General features: G+C 37.7%; 16 protein-coding genes and 1 pseudogene. 13 read left to right on the top strand and 4 right to left on the bottom strand.

Translation table 11 applies throughout. The features are described from left to right. Positions 1 to 9 precede the first annotated feature (9 nt). The 4 genes from LKW28_RS16310 (at position 10) to LKW28_RS16295 (ending at position 4,607) form a co-directional block, all read left to right on the top strand. Complete coding sequence (locus LKW28_RS16310) at positions 10 to 909, top strand: carbohydrate ABC transporter permease (protein WP_229141416.1); 900 nt, start codon at positions 10 to 12, stop codon at positions 907 to 909. Positions 910 to 947: 38 nt separating this feature from the next. Beyond that, the gene (locus LKW28_RS16305) at positions 948 to 1,772 is read left to right on the top strand and encodes a carbohydrate ABC transporter permease (protein ID WP_229141415.1); all 825 of its coding nucleotides are present in this window, start codon (positions 948 to 950) and stop codon (positions 1,770 to 1,772) included. 24 nt (positions 1,773 to 1,796) lie between these two features. Beyond that, positions 1,797 to 3,428 (top strand): glycoside hydrolase family 13 protein, encoded by a 1,632-nt coding sequence (locus LKW28_RS16300; protein ID WP_229141414.1) that lies wholly within the window; start codon positions 1,797 to 1,799, stop codon positions 3,426 to 3,428. Between the two features lie 186 nt (positions 3,429 to 3,614). After that, positions 3,615 to 4,607 (top strand): LacI family DNA-binding transcriptional regulator, encoded by a 993-nt coding sequence (locus LKW28_RS16295; RefSeq protein ID WP_229141413.1) that lies wholly within the window; start codon positions 3,615 to 3,617, stop codon positions 4,605 to 4,607. 508 nt (positions 4,608 to 5,115) lie between these two features. Here LKW28_RS16295 and LKW28_RS16290 read toward each other — a convergent pair. After that, positions 5,116 to 6,471, bottom strand: coding sequence for a transposase (locus tag LKW28_RS16290; RefSeq protein ID WP_229141412.1), 1,356 nt, complete (start codon positions 6,469 to 6,471; stop codon positions 5,116 to 5,118). A gap of 191 nt (positions 6,472 to 6,662) precedes the next feature. Here LKW28_RS16290 and LKW28_RS16285 point away from each other — a divergent pair, with 191 nt between their 5' ends. Together LKW28_RS16285 and LKW28_RS16280 are read left to right on the top strand one after the other, a co-directional pair. Further along, complete coding sequence (locus tag LKW28_RS16285; protein ID WP_229141411.1) at positions 6,663 to 7,370, top strand: Crp/Fnr family transcriptional regulator; 708 nt, start codon at positions 6,663 to 6,665, stop codon at positions 7,368 to 7,370. Positions 7,371 to 7,386: 16 nt separating this feature from the next. Then, a complete protein-coding gene (locus tag LKW28_RS16280) occupies positions 7,387 to 7,836 on the top strand; it encodes a flavodoxin (protein ID WP_229141410.1) in 450 nt (149 codons plus the stop codon). Between the two features lie 36 nt (positions 7,837 to 7,872). Here the strand turns inward: LKW28_RS16280 and LKW28_RS16275 are convergent, their stop codons facing one another. Together LKW28_RS16275 and LKW28_RS16270 are read right to left on the bottom strand one after the other, a co-directional pair. Continuing rightward, positions 7,873 to 8,226 carry a hypothetical protein gene (locus LKW28_RS16275; protein ID WP_229141409.1) on the bottom strand — a complete coding sequence of 118 codons (354 nt, stop codon included), beginning with the start codon at positions 8,224 to 8,226 and terminating at the stop codon, positions 7,873 to 7,875. A gap of 149 nt (positions 8,227 to 8,375) precedes the next feature. Next, on the bottom strand, positions 8,376 to 9,245 hold the full coding sequence (locus LKW28_RS16270; RefSeq protein ID WP_229141494.1) for a VanW family protein: 870 nt from the start codon (positions 9,243 to 9,245) through the stop codon (positions 8,376 to 8,378). Between the two features lie 441 nt (positions 9,246 to 9,686). Between LKW28_RS16270 and qoxA the strand changes: the two genes are divergently transcribed. Genes qoxA through qoxD form a run of 4 tightly spaced genes read left to right on the top strand, consistent with a single transcriptional unit; the run spans position 9,687 to position 13,483 of the window. Beyond that, positions 9,687 to 10,601 carry a cytochrome aa3 quinol oxidase subunit II gene (gene qoxA, locus LKW28_RS16265; protein ID WP_229141408.1) on the top strand — a complete coding sequence of 305 codons (915 nt, stop codon included), beginning with the start codon at positions 9,687 to 9,689 and terminating at the stop codon, positions 10,599 to 10,601. 56 nt (positions 10,602 to 10,657) lie between these two features. Then, entirely contained in the window at positions 10,658 to 12,607 is a 1,950-nt protein-coding gene (gene qoxB / locus LKW28_RS16260; RefSeq protein ID WP_229141407.1) for a cytochrome aa3 quinol oxidase subunit I, read from the top strand. Then, on the top strand, positions 12,604 to 13,200 hold the full coding sequence (gene qoxC, locus LKW28_RS16255; RefSeq protein WP_229141406.1) for a cytochrome aa3 quinol oxidase subunit III: 597 nt from the start codon (positions 12,604 to 12,606) through the stop codon (positions 13,198 to 13,200). Before qoxB ends, qoxC begins: the two co-directional genes overlap by 4 nt. 1 nt (position 13,201) lies before the next feature. Further along, positions 13,202 to 13,483, top strand: a complete 282-nt coding sequence (qoxD, locus tag LKW28_RS16250; protein WP_229141405.1) for a cytochrome aa3 quinol oxidase subunit IV — start codon at positions 13,202 to 13,204, stop codon at positions 13,481 to 13,483. Between the two features lie 97 nt (positions 13,484 to 13,580). On the opposite strand, the gene LKW28_RS16245 is transcribed toward qoxD, so the two are convergent. Then, complete coding sequence (locus LKW28_RS16245; protein ID WP_229141404.1) at positions 13,581 to 13,802, bottom strand: hypothetical protein; 222 nt, start codon at positions 13,800 to 13,802, stop codon at positions 13,581 to 13,583. Positions 13,803 to 14,228: 426 nt separating this feature from the next. Here LKW28_RS16245 and LKW28_RS16240 point away from each other — a divergent pair. The 3 genes and pseudogenes from LKW28_RS16240 to LKW28_RS16230 all read left to right on the top strand — a co-directional run. Then, positions 14,229 to 14,870, top strand: a pseudogene (locus LKW28_RS16240) (DsbA family oxidoreductase); the annotation flags it as partial. Between the two features lie 160 nt (positions 14,871 to 15,030). Further along, complete coding sequence (locus LKW28_RS16235; RefSeq protein WP_229141403.1) at positions 15,031 to 15,750, top strand: hypothetical protein; 720 nt, start codon at positions 15,031 to 15,033, stop codon at positions 15,748 to 15,750. Then, complete coding sequence (locus LKW28_RS16230) at positions 15,747 to 16,511, top strand: hypothetical protein (protein ID WP_229141402.1); 765 nt, start codon at positions 15,747 to 15,749, stop codon at positions 16,509 to 16,511. The genes LKW28_RS16235 and LKW28_RS16230 overlap by 4 nt, the downstream gene beginning before the upstream one ends. The last annotated feature ends 36 nt before the right edge of the window (positions 16,512 to 16,547 follow it).

The following is a 16,547-nucleotide window of genomic DNA, read 5'->3' as shown; positions in this document are numbered from 1 at the left end:
TGGGGTAATATGGGCAACGGAATAAAGAGTTTATTTAGAAATAGACATCCATATATGTTTATAGCACCAGCAGTTTTAATATTAACTGTGTTTAGTTTAATACCGATTATTATTGCATTTGTAATTAGCTTTACCGACTTAGATTTAAAAGGGCTTGCTAATTGGTCTAATATCAATTTTGTTGGTATTGAAAACTACGTTGAATTGTTATCAGACGAATTATTTCATAAATCCCTTTTTAATACTTTCTTCTATGTAATTATCGGTGTTCCTCTTGTTATTGTTATTTCACTAAGTATAGCTTTGTTGCTGAATTATGGGACAAGTTTCATCTTCAGATTTTTCCGTGGTGTATATTATATGCCATCCATTACAAACATCATTGCGGTAGCTGTTGTGTGGGGATATCTTTATAACACGGAATACGGGTTATTTAACTTTTTACTTTCATTATTAAATGTAGACAAGGTACCTTGGTTAGATGAGCCAACAATTGCAAAGCTATCCTTAATATTGTTAGCGGTTTGGAAAGGTATTGGTATCAATATGATCATTTTCCTTGCAGCATTACAAGGAATACCAAAATCTTATTATGAAGCAGCGGAAATGGATGGAGCTAATAGATTTCAAATTTTATTTAATATTACGATTCCACTTCTTCGTTATGCGACATTCTTTGTAACAGTTACAACATTAATTGGTTGGCTACAATTTTTCGAAGAGCCATTTGTTATGACAAACGGTGGGCCATTAGACGGGACCATATCACTTGCCTTATTTATTTATAAAACAGGTTTTCAGTTCAGTGAATTTGGTTATGCAGCAGCAGGTTCATTTGTTCTATTTATCATAATCATTATCGTAACATTGATTCAATTTAGATTACAAAAATCTAATACAGATATGTAAAACAGTAATTATTTTTTGAAGTATCGGAGTTGAAAAGAATGGCATCAAAAAAAGGAAAAATTGAGCGTGTTTTGATAACTTTGTTATTAATTATCGGTGGAATTCTTGTATCTATTCCTTTCATATGGATGATATCAAGCTCATTTAAACCAGAGAGTGAAGTTTTACAGATACCTCCAACATTAATACCAGATAATCCAACTTTAGAAAATTACATTAACTTATTTGAAAGTATGAATTTCGGAATATATTTCCGTAATACGATTATTATAGTATTCCTTTCATTTGTAGGTTTGTTATTAAATGCAATGGCCGGGTATGGTTTTGCAAAATATGATTTTAAAGGAAAAGAAAAACTTTTCTATATCGTTCTTGCGACTATGATGATTCCAGGACAGGTTACAATGATTCCTGTATATCTATTGCTAAATGAGATGGGACTAACAAACACAATGACAGGTATCGTATTACCTGGTTTAGCAGCAGCGTTCAGCATATTCTTGTTTAGGCAGTTCATGTCAACAATACCAACTGATCTAATTGAAGCAGCGAGATTAGACGGTGCAGGTGAACTATATATTTTCTTTAAATTAATCATTCCAGTAGCAAAACCAATTTTTGCGGTGCAGGGAATTCTTACATTTATTGGTGCATGGAATAGCTTCTTGTGGCCATTAATTATTGCGAATGATGAAAGTTTATATACGTTATCTGTAGGACTTTCGTTATTAAAAGGACAATATGGCAATAACTTTGCATTACAAATGGCGGGTGCGACTTTAATGGTTGTACCAATTATGATCGTCTTCTCATTCTTCCAAAAATATATTGTTGAAGGATTCACAATGTCTGGGATTAAATAATCCATAATTCAAAGGGGGAATAGTATGAGTAAGGCATGGTGGCATACCGCCACTGTATATCAGGTTTATCCAAGAAGTTTTAATGATAGTAATGGAGATGGAATAGGTGATATACCTGGTATTATCAAGAAATTGGATTATTTAGCACTTCTGGGAATCGATGTCATTTGGTTAAGTCCTGTATATCAGTCTCCGAATGACGATAATGGCTATGATATTAGTGACTATTATTCGATAATGGATGATTTCGGAACAATGGAAGATATGGAATCACTCATAGCAGCGGCTAACAAAAAGAATATAAAAATTATAATGGATCTGGTCATTAACCATACATCTGACGAACATCCATGGTTTGTTGAATCAAAAAAATCGAAGAACAATGAGTACCGTGATTATTATATTTGGCGAGATGGCAATGGTGGGCCTCCAAGTAATATCACCTCTGTATTTGGTGGCTCGGCTTGGGAATTTGATTCTATAACAGACCAATATTACTTTCATTTATTTAGCAAGAAGCAACCAGACCTTAACCTCCATAACAATAAGGTGAGGGAATCACTTTATAAAATGATGACTTTTTGGCTTGAAAAGGGTATTAGTGGGTTCAGAATGGATGTAATAGATTTAATTGGTAAAGAGATAGACAATGGAATTGTCGCAAATGGTCCAAAACTTCATGAGTATTTACATGAAATGCATGAAAGAGTTTTGTCTAAATATCCGGTCATGACAGTTGGAGAAACACCTTCCGCCACTACTGATATTGCAAAGCTTTATACTGGTCCTGGCAGGGACGAATTAGATATGGTATTTACCTTTGAACATATGTCACTTGATGAAGTCCAGGGGAAAGGTAAATGGGAGTTAAAGGATTTAGAGCTTTTAGATTTAAAAAGAGTACTTATGAAATGGCAAAAGGACCTCCATAATAATGGATGGAATAGCTTATACTGGAATAATCATGACCAACCAAGAATTGTTTCAAGATGGGGTAATGATAAGCAGTATCGAGTAGAATCAGCTAAAATGCTTGCAACTGTTCTTCATATGATGCAAGGGACACCTTATATATATCAAGGTGAAGAAATTGGTATGACTAATATTGCTTTTGATAGCATTGATGACTATAAAGATATTGAAACAATAAACCTTTACAAGGAAAGAATGAATGCGGGAATACCTCATGAGAAAATCATGAAATCAATCTATGCAAAAGGAAGAGACAACGCAAGAACCCCTATGCAATGGAACGATTCACCTAATGGAGGTTTTACTACTGGGGACCCTTGGATTTCTGTAAATCCCAATTATAGTAAAGTAAATGCTCGACAAGCATTGGAAGATGAAAACTCAATCTTCCATTATTATCGGAAGTTAATTTCGTTAAGAAAAAATAATGAAACAATTGTGTACGGTAACTTTGAATTGTTAGTAGAGGAACATCCGGAAATCTTTGCATATACAAGAAGTTTCGATAATGAAACTTTATTAATTGTTGCGAATTTTTACGATGGAAAGCATACTTTTTCTCTACCCAATGATATTCAATATAACAAGGCTAATGTATTAATAAGTAACTATAATACTTGTTCTAGTAATCCGACTTCTATTGAATTACGTCCGTATGAAGCAATTGTCTATTCTTTATCATAATGAAAATAAAAAAGAAAGGGTGACTCAAGGGTCGCCTTTTTATTACTTTTTAATCAAAAAATAGATAATGATAAATGCTTAGCCTGAAATATGGAAAAATCAAAATCAATAGGGTAATATCAAACTATCAATGTAGAAGGAAACGTTTACACATAGTGAAGCCTTTACACTAGGGAGGTGAGTACAATGACAACAATAAAAGATGTGGCTAAGTTAGCTGGAGTTGCTATATCTACTGCATCCTATGCACTCAATGGTAGTAGTAAGGTTAGCAAGGATACAATCAAGAAAGTTGTGGAAGCTGCAAAACAGTTGAACTATCAAAAAAATGGAATTGCATCAGACCTTAAGAGAACAAAAACAAATACTATTGCTTTAATATTAAGTGACTTATCAGGACCGTATTATTCAGATTTAATTAGGGGTGTGCAGGAAGTTACGATGGCTAACGGCTATGATTTGATTGCTTGTAGTTCAATCGGGGGAACACAATCCACAGCAGCTAAATTTCTCAAAGAAAAAAGAGTAGATGGTGCGATTATATTAGCTCATAATATCAGTAATGAGGTAATCCTTGAGTCCGCGAGAGAAGGATTCCCAATTGTAGTACTTGATCGAGATATTACAAGTGAGTACGTGTACCATGTCGCGGTTGATAACGAACAAGGCGGCTTTATTGCTACTGAGTATTTGATTAAGAATGGACATAAAGATATTGCGTATATTAGTGGGCCATATAAATCCCATGATAATGAAATGCGATTTAAAGGATTTAAAAGAGCTTTGGAACAACATGACATCCCATTTTACTCAAAGTGGAAAATATCAGGAGATTTTACACGTGAAGGTGGATATCGGGCAACAAAGCTTTTAATCGCTCAGCAAAAATTGCCACAAGCTATATTCTTCGCAAATGATGAAATGGCACTTGGCGGAGTACAAGCTTTAGAAGAAAAGAAAATTGATATCCCCAATGATATATCTATTATAGGATTCGATGATATTCAATTAGCTGAATATATTTCACCACCATTGACAACAATAAGGCAGCCGAAATATGAAGCAGGTGCTCTTGCTGTTCACCTTATTTTCCAATTGCTCTCAATGGAAAAAATTGATGAATATTATAAATTAACAACAGAATTAATTGAGCGAAATTCTGTAAGACAAAACTCTTGAAACAGCAATACTGCTCGCGCAATGGATATTCGAAAAATACGCGTCAAAACTAAGGGAGGGTTGCCTCCTCTTTTTTATATTCCTCAAATTCCCTCCCCAATTTTGACCTGCGTCAAAGTTTATCTAACCGCCTCCGCTTACAATAAAGACGAGGAAGAAAATTTCGATTCAATTGTGACAAATAAATTAATCATTCATGTTTCTTCAACGCATTTTTCCTTGCATCTGGTATGTTTATTAATATAAAACAGGTGAATCAATTTCATAATTCCCTGTTTTGAAAAAGTTTAAAGTATCCCTAAGGGAAATATAGGATTTTATAAGTTTAACTCTACGAACTTAGTTGTTGATTTCCGCTCCAGGCGGACGCTTTCCGCGGGCGGTCCGTGAGCCTCCTTGTCGCTTCACTCCTGCGGGGTCTCACCTGGACACGCTTTTCCCGCAGGAGTCGCCGCCTTCTGCTCCAATCAACAAGGCAAAAATGAATAGATTAATCATCGCCTTTGATTTAGGCAGCTTGTTGTTGGTTTAACATGGCGTTGAAGCGGTCTACGGCTAGTTTTGAAGCATTATAAACTAAAGTTACTAGGTCAAAATGTACCTTGGCACGTTTTCCAGTACGATATCGAACATTGTTAAGTTGAAAATATCCCTTGAGGTAGGCATTTACACGCTCAACAGCTGTACGTCGTTTGAAAATTGTCTTCCATGATTTTGAACCACGGGCTGGTGCCGTGTACTTTCTTAAATCTGTTGTAATCCGAACTTTGTATACTTTTTGACAGATACCTTCATTAGCTAAAGGACAATCTTTACATTCCTTCGGACTTGTATATTTTAATGTTTCATATTTCGTATCGAAGCTGTCATACCGATAGGAATGTTCTCGGAAACATGTTGGTGCGAAATGTTTATCAAATCCAATAGGCTCAGGCTCATTCCGTTTATTATAAGCAATCACAGCTTGGTGTCCCATTCGATGTATCTGCTTATAGATAGCATCGTAATCGTATCCAGCATCCATTGTTTCAAAACATAGAGTCGAAAGTTTAACTCGCTCATGAATCCCTTTTAACAAGGGAAGTGCAGCTTTCCCATCATTCAGATTACCTGAAGAAAACAGGGATTGAAAAATATATTGGCTTGTTGTTCCAACAGCTAAGTGGGCTTTAAAGCCATACCAGAAAACATTTTTTCCTTCGCTATTTTTCTTTACACCCCACTGAGGATCTTGGGGAATCTCAGCTCGAAGGTTGGCTAAAGGAACGTCTAACTGTTCTTCAATTTTCTTTTCAAATAGAGGAAGAGTGGCTTCACATTCAGCTTTTTCAATCAACCATTGTTCTCGCTCTTCCTTTGATTTGCGACCACGTTTCTTAGGTTCAGTTATAGGTTTTTCTTCTTTCGGTGGAGCCTGATCTTTCGCCTCAAAGTGAGTAGCATCAATAGCGACTGTATCATCTGAAATGAATCCTTCAGTAATCGCATTCTGAAGAAGGTTTTCTTGTACTTCTTCCAAAACATTTGATTCACTGATGATTGTAATCATTCTTGAAAAAGCAGCTTCAGACGGTACAGAATCAGATACTAAAAAACCGCAGTCGAGACGGAATATCATATCATTCCTTAATCGCTTAACTAGATCTTTAACAAATGGAATACGTTCAGTTATTCTAGCGACTAATGAATAGATCATTGCAGCATAATTTAGCTCCACAGGTCTACCAAAACGTGATTTCTTCGTTACCACAGCGAAGATTGGATCAATGTCAATAGCAGAAAAAATAGCTTCAAATCGTTGGGTAGGTTCTAAATCGTATAATTCTTGTATGTCAAATAGGCTTCCTTGTCGTATAATAGTCATAGGGAGTCTTCCTCCAGTCTTATAAGTTTGTTGTGGTGACTACTTATTTCGACATTTTGGGGAGGTACTCCTTTTTTTAGTGCTTAAAAGCCTTGAGCCCGTAGGGCTCAAATTTATGAAATTGATTCAGGTGTATAAAAAATCCTTAAACTTGTCCAAGTGACTGAACAATAAAAAAGGAGTGTCGATGAATGTCTTGTCATTCTTGTAATCATGAAGATCACATGAAAAATTCATGTATTTCGAGGGTACCGATTTTTAACCATTTAACCGAAAATGAAATGGCTGAAATCTCTCAAGTTGCAGTGAGAAAACGGCTTAAGAAAGGTGAGCTCCTATTTCACTCAGATGAGCTTTCCGAACATCTTTTCATTGTTCATAAAGGCTTGGTCAAAATGTACCGAATGACTGAAAATGGGAAAGAACAAATTATCCGATTTGTTGAACAAGGTGACTTCATCGGCGAGCTTTCCCTCTTTTCTAAAACAATGACAACAAGCTTTGCGGAAGCAATGGAAGATACAGAGGTTTGTACAATCCATCAGCAGGACATTCATCAACTACTTCTAAGCTATCCAACCATTTCATTAAAAATCCTAGAGGAATTCACGAGTAGGCTCCATGAAACAGAAGCCCTCATCGAAAAATTAAACTCACAGGATGTGGAAAAGCGTGTTGCAAGCTACTTAGTCGAGCTAATCGAGGGTCAGGATGAAGCATCGATGATGATTCAATTGCCGGTACGCAAAGGAGATCTTGCATCCTATCTCGGAACCTCTCAGGAAACATTGAGTCGCAGGCTTTCAGCATTTCAAAACCAGGGCTTAATTGAGCTAAAAGGACAAAGAAAAATTATCATCAAACAACTAGATGAGCTTAGGAAAAAAGCGAACAACTAACGAAAAGGTGATTACGTTGAACAAAGCCATTCTCGTTTATGCAAGCATGTCGGGGAATACAGAATTAATGGCAACGTATATTGCAGAAGGTGTGAAGGAAAAAGGAGTCCAACTGGATGTGAAAGAATGCTTTGAAATCGGCCCCGAGGAACTCGTTAGCTATGATGGAATTATCATCGGAAGCTATACCTGGGGTGAGGGTGAGCTTCCCGATGAATTACTAGACTTTTACGATGAAATGGAACATCTTGATTTTCGTTATAAAAAAAGTGCAGTATTTGGGTCAGGGAGCACACTCTACTCGAATTACGGCGGCGCCGTTGACTTGCTCGCGGAAAAGCTAAAAGCACGAGGTGCAGAAGTCATTGCAGATCCATTAAAAGTTGAACTCACCCCAAACGAGGAAGACGAATTGATTTGCAAAGAATTTGGCAGACAATTTGCCGAAAAACTAATCGCTTCGTAAGTGCAATTATAGTTCGAAAAAGAGAGACCAAAGTAATTACGAGTGGCCTCTCTTTTTGTTTTGATTTTGGTTCTTTTTAATAAGGTCCTCAAGCTGTTTCACTTTTTCCTGTAGATCGTTAATTTCTTCCTGCATCTGATTCTTCTCTTGAGCTGATTTAAAATTATCTACCTGATCTTGAAAGTCGTCAGAAACATCGGTATTGAGTTGAATGATTGCTCCAATAGTCGCCAGAGCGTCACCTGCGGCACTTAAAGCACCCCCGATTATTCCTAAGATGGTTCCACTATTGTTAGGTGGTTTATATTGAAAATGACTAGGAGATGAGTTCGAGCCACCTTCGCTATTGCTGGCAGCGGCGACGATAGTTTCCCTTTTATCCTTATTCATGAACACTCCCTCCATAACTATAAATAAGGGATTTATAGGTTCCATAGTTAGCGGTAGAATTTCTTTTCTATATCATGAGCGCTTCATCTGTATATCAAAACTTTTTTGCCCATTTCTATAGTATTCACCTAGCTAACAAAGGTGTCGTGTTAGTCTTTATCCCTTTTTACTTTAGGAGTGATTTTTCGTGGTGTATAATTAATATCCTCCGACGAATAAACAGTTACGATAAGCGTGCCGCCGTAAACCTTTGCCCTAATTAAAATCGGCTGATTATATGTATTTTTAAAAAGAAAATCAGGCCCATACCAGCTTACTGTTGCATCGCGGCCTGGTGGTACATAACCGACACGTTTGCTGTGCGAATAACGCTTAACAATTTCAACACCGGCAAGATCGACAGCATTAAATAGGGTGGAGGAAGTTTGACAAATTCCACCACCTATCCCTTCAATCAGTTCACCCCGAATGATTTCAGGTGCAGGCTGATATCCCCTGGCAGCTGTTCGTTTTCCAACTACTTGATTAAAAGAAAAGGTTTCATTTTGGAAAAGCACATAACTATCAATGGCTGCTGCTGAAAGAGCAATATTTGTCGAACGCTCTTTATTGGAGGAATTAAAATGCGTTACATATTGGCCTATTTTTTTTACTCGAATGGTTGATAATAGCTCACTATCTACTCGCGGATAAATTCGCTCTAGCGGTACCTCGAGGAAATCCCCTTTTCCAAAAAAATTAGAGTAAAATAGCTTTGTGAATTTATCCTTATTCAATTTCACGCCAACCTGTTCCTTGACGATTTCACCCGTTTTGCCAATCCTTGCGTCCTTTGATTCCTCGAATACTTGTTCATCTAAGTAGGTTAAAAAATCATTATACTTTTGTGTGTTCAATGCAGGAACACCGATCAATGGAAGTGAATATTCAGCACGGTTCACCGTGGCAATCGGATTTCCTTTATAAGTTATGTACAGATTATCCTGAGAATGGAATTGTTGAACAGAAAAGAAAAGCATCACAGTCCATAATATTTTCAGTGTCCCCACCACCTTAAAGAAGCTCTTTTTTATAGTATGGATTGATAGTCACAATTCCATTAATTATGGTGGGAACTTTTTTGAATTTAATACTGTAACAAATTGTTCAAAATCGAAAAAACACCTGTGATATGCATCACATCAAGGTTTGGGAAGCTTATGTTAATATAATTTCTTTTTACAAATTCTTCCTTCCTTATTCTGTAACAACTTTTTATGGTACTTGATGTTATTATCGTTTACACAGTGATAAAGTTTTTAAAATAATATTTTGCACAATAAACCTTAGCTGCAGTTTCAACATATTACAAAAAAAACACGTAGCTAAAAAATTTTTGACAACTTTGTGAAGTTGTACACAATTAAAGTGCGACGTACATAGTTGTGAATAAGAGCATCCATTTGGAAAGGAGTACTTTTATGAAAATCAAATCGTTTTTCTTTATGATGGTTATCACTATTGCCACTGTGTTAACAGGTTGCGAGCCATTAGCCGTCTTTGATCCAAAAGGTCCACAAGCAGAACGACAAGCTCGTGATATTATGCTTTCAATTGGAATCATGTCCATTGTCGTGATTGTTGTTTTTGCCATTTTAATTTATATCCTTATTAAGTATCGGGCTTCTAAAATGCCTGAGGATTATGAACCACCACATATTGAAGGGAATAAATGGGTGGAGGCCATTTGTATTGGGATTCCAATTATCATCGTTGGTTATCTTTCAGTTGTATCTGTTCAAAGTAACTACATTGTTGAATCAACACCACAAGGCTACGAAGACCAAGAGCCATTGGTGATTTATGCTTCGTCCTCAGATTGGAAGTGGCATTTTAGCTATCCAGAAGAGGATATTGAAACAGTCAATTACTTATATATTCCAACCGACCGCCCAATTGAATTTAAACTTTATTCATATGGGCCAATCACAAGCTTTTGGATTCCGCAGCTTGGCGGGCAAAAATATGCCATGGCCGATATGATTACAACTTTGCATCTTGCTGCTGATGAGCAAGGTGAATTAATGGGACGTAACGCAAACTTCAGTGGTAAAGGATTTGCAGAAAATACATTTAGCGTTAACGCCGTTTCTCCGAAGGATTTTGATGAATGGGTAGACGAGGTTAAAGAAACTGCGAAGCCTCTAACAGAAGAAAAATTTGATGAGATTTTACAACCTGGCCATCTTGGACAAATGACGTTTACAGGAACTCACCTAGAGTTCGCACCACCGCCGGAGCATGATCACGGATCAGGTGATTCTGAAGAGGATCACGAAGTCCACGAAGAAGATCATGAAAAGCACGAAGCTCATTCAGAACACAATAGTCATTGATATAAATAGATATTGAATGCCTAATTTAGACTTCATTTGAAAGGAGTAACAAACGGATGGAATTCTTCGAACGTTTTGCCATACCACATCCAAGTCCAGCTATCTATGCAGCGATGGTCGCAATCGGGCTTACCGTAATTGGAATCGTCGCTGGATTAACCTATTTTAAAAAATGGGGGTATCTCTGGCGTGAATGGTTAACAACCGTTGACCATAAACGAATTGGTATTATGTATTTAATCTCCGCCTTAATCATGCTGTTCCGTGGTGGAGTGGATGCAGTTATGCTACGTGCACAGTTAGCTGCACCGGAAGCAAAGCTATTAGACGCACAGCACTATAATGAAATATTTACAACTCATGGTGTTATCATGATTATGTTCATGGCGATGCCGTTTATCTTTGGATTTATGAACTATGTTGTACCATTACAAATTGGGGCACGTGACGTAGCGTTCCCACGCCTAAATGCGATTAGCTTCTGGCTCTTTTTTATGGGGGCAATGCTATTTAATATCTCCTTTGTCATTGGGGGATCACCTGATGCGGGTTGGACTTCGTACTTCCCACTTGCAGGCAATGATTTCAGTCAATCAGTTGGAACGAACTATTACATGATTGCCTTGCAAATTTCAGGTCTAGGTACGTTAATGACAGGTATCAATATGATTACAACAATTATGAAAATGAGAGCACCTGGTATGACTTTAATGAAAATGCCGATGTTCACATGGACTACATTAGTGGCGAACTTAATCGTTGTTACCGTGTTCCCAGTTTTAACCGTTGCATTAGCAATGGGAACAATGGATCGACTATTCGGAACGCACTTCTTTGCAAGTACAAACGGTGGTATGGATATGCTTTGGGCAAACCTATTCTGGGTTTGGGGACATCCTGAGGTATATATCTTAATCCTGCCTGCGTTCGGTCTTTACAGTGAGATCATTTCAACCTTCTCAGGCAGAAACCTGTATGGGTACACATCAATGGTAGGATCAATCGTTATTATTTCGGTTCTTTCATGTCTTGTTTGGGCGCACCATTTCTTTACTATGGGCCAAGGAGCAGCATCTAACAGCTTCTTCTCGATTACAACAATGGCAATTGCGGTGCCAACAGGTGTGAAAATCTTTAACTGGCTATTTACGTTATGGAAAGGTAAAATTCGTTTCACCGTTCCAATGCTTTACTCAATCGGTTTTATCCCGCTGTTCACAATAGGTGGGGTAACTGGGGTTATGCTTGCAATGTCAGCAGCTGACTATCAGTACCATAATACAATGTTCTTAGTAGCTCACTTCCACAATACAATTATTCCTGGTGTTGTATTTGCGATGCTAGCTGGGCTCACCTATTATTGGCCAAAAATGTTTGGTTTTATGTTAAATGAACGAATTGGAAAATGGACATTCTGGTTACTTTCAATTGGGTTTGTCCTTGCATTCTTCCCAATGTACATCACAGGATTAGACGGTCAAGCTCGTCGTATGTACACATATTCCGAATCAACTGGCTTTGGTCCGTTGAACATGCTTTCATTCGCCGGAGCTGGAATCATGGCGATTGCCTTTATTTTAATCGTCTATAACGTATACTACAGCATTCGTTATGCATCAAGAGATATCGGAAGCGATCCATGGGATGCACGTACGTTAGAATGGGCAACACATACACCAGTTCCAGAGTATAACTTTGCAGTAACACCGAGTGTAAACTCAAGAGAGCCATTCTGGGATGACAAGAAGAAGAAGCATAAGCTCTTCCCAGGTAAAATTGATAAAATTCACATGCCAAACAATAGTGGACTTCCATTCATCATGTGCAGCATTTTCTTTGTCTGGGGCTTCTCATTCGTGTTTGCGATTTGGCCACTATTGATTATTTCAACAATTGCTATTTTTGGTTGTATGGCATACCGTTCATTTGAAAAAGATCCTGGACATTATATTCCAGCTGAAAAAGTAAATGAAACAGAAGAAAAACTTGGAGGTGCTAAGTTATGAAACTAGATCACTCGCAACCTCTTGAATATAGTTCGCATCAAAACCAGTTAAATATTTTTGGTTTCTGGATTTTCCTGGGTGCCGAAATCATGCTTTTCGCAACCTTGTTTACATCGTATTTTACGTTAGAAAACCGTGTCGGCAGCGGTCCAGCAGGCGGAGAGATTTTTGAAATCACACCTGTATTAATCGAAACATTTTTATTGTTAACAAGTAGTTTTACAATCGGGCTTGCGGTTCATGCGATGCGCATCGGCAGACAAAAGGCAATGGTAGGCTTCTTCGTGGTGACACTGTTATTAGGTCTAACCTTCCTAGGTGTTGAAATCTATGAGTTTGTCCACTATGTTCACATAGGGGCAGGTTTACAAACTAGTGCATTTACAGCGATTTTGCTAACAACTTTAGGGACACACGGGCTTCACGTAACATTTGGATTATTCTGGGGAACCATGATTATTCTTCAAATTAGAAAAAGAGGCATAACGGCAGAAACTGCTGGTAAATCATTCATCTTTTCCTTGTATTGGCATTTCCTAGATGTTGTCTGGATTTTCATCTTCAGCTTCATCTATTTGAAAGGAATGATGTAATATGAAAGAATTATTCCCAGCCAAACAAGTCATGGGCTTCATCTTTTCATTGGCACTTACTTTTATTGCAATCGGAGTATACTTCTTCGACTTATCTTTTGCAGCAGGCTTAATGGTACTCATTGTTACAGCATTCATTCAGGCATTGCTGCAACTGATCGTCTTTATGCATGCAGGTGAAACAAAGGACAAATGGTCGATTTACTCAACTGTATTTTTCATGATTTTCATCGCTTTAGTAACTATATTCTGTACACTATTCCTCTTTATGTGGGATATGTAAAGTTTTATGGGAGTGTCTTTCGAGGCACTCTTTTTTTGTACAAGATAAAAAGCTTAGCCGTTGAAGTGGCTAAGCCTATAAGTAACCGATAGTTTATTTATTCTTGTTTTGCGCCCTGAGCCTTCAGCAACATTTCTTCCGATGCGATTAAAAATAACCCCATTAAAAAGACAAAAATAGCCCCCATAACCGTTCCGATTCCAATTGGTGTTAACACACTGGAACCGCTTGCGAAGAATCCAAGACAAAAAATAATGATACCGGCAATAAGCACTGTTCCCCCAAAATACTTAACAGCCTCAAGCATAGTAAATTTCATTTTTCCTCATCCTCCTACTATAAATTATTCACCTTGTTCACAAAATTGTCAAATACTTTTCACCAAATATTCAAAAATAGTATTTTGGACGTGGGTGATGGGTGGATAAGTGTCTTTGAGTGACATGATTTGGCTCAATTTGGCTAAGTATGTACCGCAAGAAAGGCCTAGCGGTACACAGACGAGCGGATTTCCTCCGAGCATGTACCGTAAGAATGGTTTAGAGGTACACGCCAGAGCATATTTATCCAAAGCATGTACCAAAAGAATGATCTGTCCGTACACGCTCGAACCCAAATCCACCTACCTATGTACCCTAACAGGACTCAATCGGATTAGTAGGGGGTTAACCAGAAGTTGTCCAATGAGCATTTACAAAAAAGATATGTTACCATAGTGAAAAATAACCTAAAATGAGGTGCCAAAATGAAAATAGAGGTATGGTCAGACTTTGTATGTCCGTTCTGTTATGTAGGGAAACGCCGCTTAGAGCAAGCACTTGAGCAATTTCCCAATCGCGATCAAGTAGAGGTGGAATTCAAAAGCTTTGAATTAGATCCAAATGCAAAGCCATATTCAGGACAAAGCATCCATGAATTACTCGCTTCGAAATATGGTACAAGCGTTGCTCAGGCAAAGCAAATGAATGAAAATGTTGGGCAGCAAGCCACTGATGTGGGTCTGAACTATAATTTTGATGAAATGAAACACACTAATACATTTGATGCCCATCGCCTTGCAAAGTATGCCGCAACTGTGGGTAAAGAAAAAGAAATGACCGAGATTCTTCTTCGTTCTTATTTCGAAGAAGGTAAACTCATAAGTGACCACGAGGTATTAGCGGAACTTGCGGAGTCTGTCGGAATTGATCGCCAAGCTGCACTCAATGTGTTGAAAGACGAAAAGCAATATGCGAATGATGTGCGCATTGACGAATCGATTGCCCAACAAATCGGGGTGACCGGTGTACCATTTTTCGTAATCAATCAAAAATACTCCATCTCTGGTGCGCAGCCAACGTCTACTTTCCTAGGCGCACTTCAGCAGGTTTGGCAAGAGGAAAATCCGGAACAGTAAGAACGGTACTGTTTGCACAGATGACGGCTAATAAATAATAAACAAAAAAGTGCAGAGCCAATAGTTTTGCACTTTTTTAGTTGTTTAAAAAAGGAATCTGGCACTACAATTCGAATATATAGTAGGGTAAAAGAAAAAGGGGTGGTACCAATTGCGTTTCGGTTTGGAGGCAAGTCCGATTTCACTCTTTTTTTTATTAATTGGATGGGCAGTAATTACAACCCTTACTGTTAGAATGTATAGAAAGCAAAATGTGAAAATCAAATATTGGAAAATGATTTTTGTCATATGGGTTGGACTTTTTTCATTTTCATTTAATGCGAGTATGTTTCAAACAATCATAAAAATACCGCTTTTACCACTTGGGGTTTGGATTCTTTATTTTTTCCTTCGATCCAAAGAAGGCCGCTGGGAGAGGTATCGCAGATTTGCCTGGCTAGGCTTCCTAGGAAATTTCATTTTTTTAGGGCTGGCATTTGTAACGATTGGCTTTCAGCATGTGCTGTATCCACCTGACAAACTATCAACCTATATCTCTAATGTAGACAGTGCAACGATTGTGAATACACACCCTTCGGCAGAGGAAGTTACTCTACAAAAAGATATTTTGATGGAACAATTGCCTTCAATGGAACAGACTGAATTTTTTAGTGATAAATGGTATGGGGAAACATACATGAGTGGTGAGGAAAATCAACGAAAAGAACGGTTCCCGTACCAAGTATTTGGAGTTAAGGAAAAATGGGGCAGCGCCACACACTCGGTGATTTTTATTGAAGAGGATGGAAAAGGATTATTAATCGCAACACCGAAAAAACAATATTATTTTCGATCTGATGATTCATTCCTGGAAGGGGTGAACCACGAATGACAAGAAAACGGAAAGTTCAATTGATGGCTCTTATCGCTCTAGTTTTAAGTATGATCCCTTTAATATATTATTTTTTCCTGGCAAAGCCAAGTAGCTTCCTATCGTCAGAAGAGATTCTCGCAAGATTAAATACATATTCCCCTGACTCCGAAGCTACTGAAATACTTGAAATTATTGAAATTGATGACCAACATGTATATGTGCCATTTATTTCAAAGGATAATAAATACGGAACAAGCCTGTGGATGTGGGAAAAACATAAGTGGGAACTCGTGGCTGAAAGCGATAATGGAGCACCCAAAATGTTGAAAATAAATAGTAGTGACCCAAGCAGCTACAAAGTTTTTTGGAATATCCATCCTGATGATCATTTAAGCTATGGAGAGTTATATTATATTCGCGATCGAAATTATCGTATTACAGAAGGAATTGATCATTATTACCCTCGCCTGCAAATGAAGACCATCCTTGATTTTGAGGAAACACCATATGGGATGATGGATTTTCCGGATGAATGGCAGAAGGTTATTGAAGCTTCAATTAAAATGGAGGAAGCTAGGCAACCAGATCCATTTTTTAATCACTTTTCCCCCGTGTATCATCAGGTAAATTTAGGATGGCTTCCATATAACAAGGAGCATGAAAGGCAGAATGCCCATAACTCTCACAATGGTGGAGGCGGTTCATGGGGCGGTATTGATTTTCAACCTGTCATGTATTTGAATGAAGAACAGCTTGAGTATTTTAATATAAAGGAATAATTTTGGTGAAGAATTATATGGTTAGCTAATCCTTTT

Source organism: Bacillus sp. REN16, assembly GCF_020731355.1.
Taxonomy (GTDB): Bacteria; Bacillota; Bacilli; order Bacillales; family Bacillaceae_L; genus Ferdinandcohnia.
The sequence above is the reverse complement of the archived record's forward strand: the minus strand, read 5'-3'. Positions and strand labels throughout refer to the sequence as shown.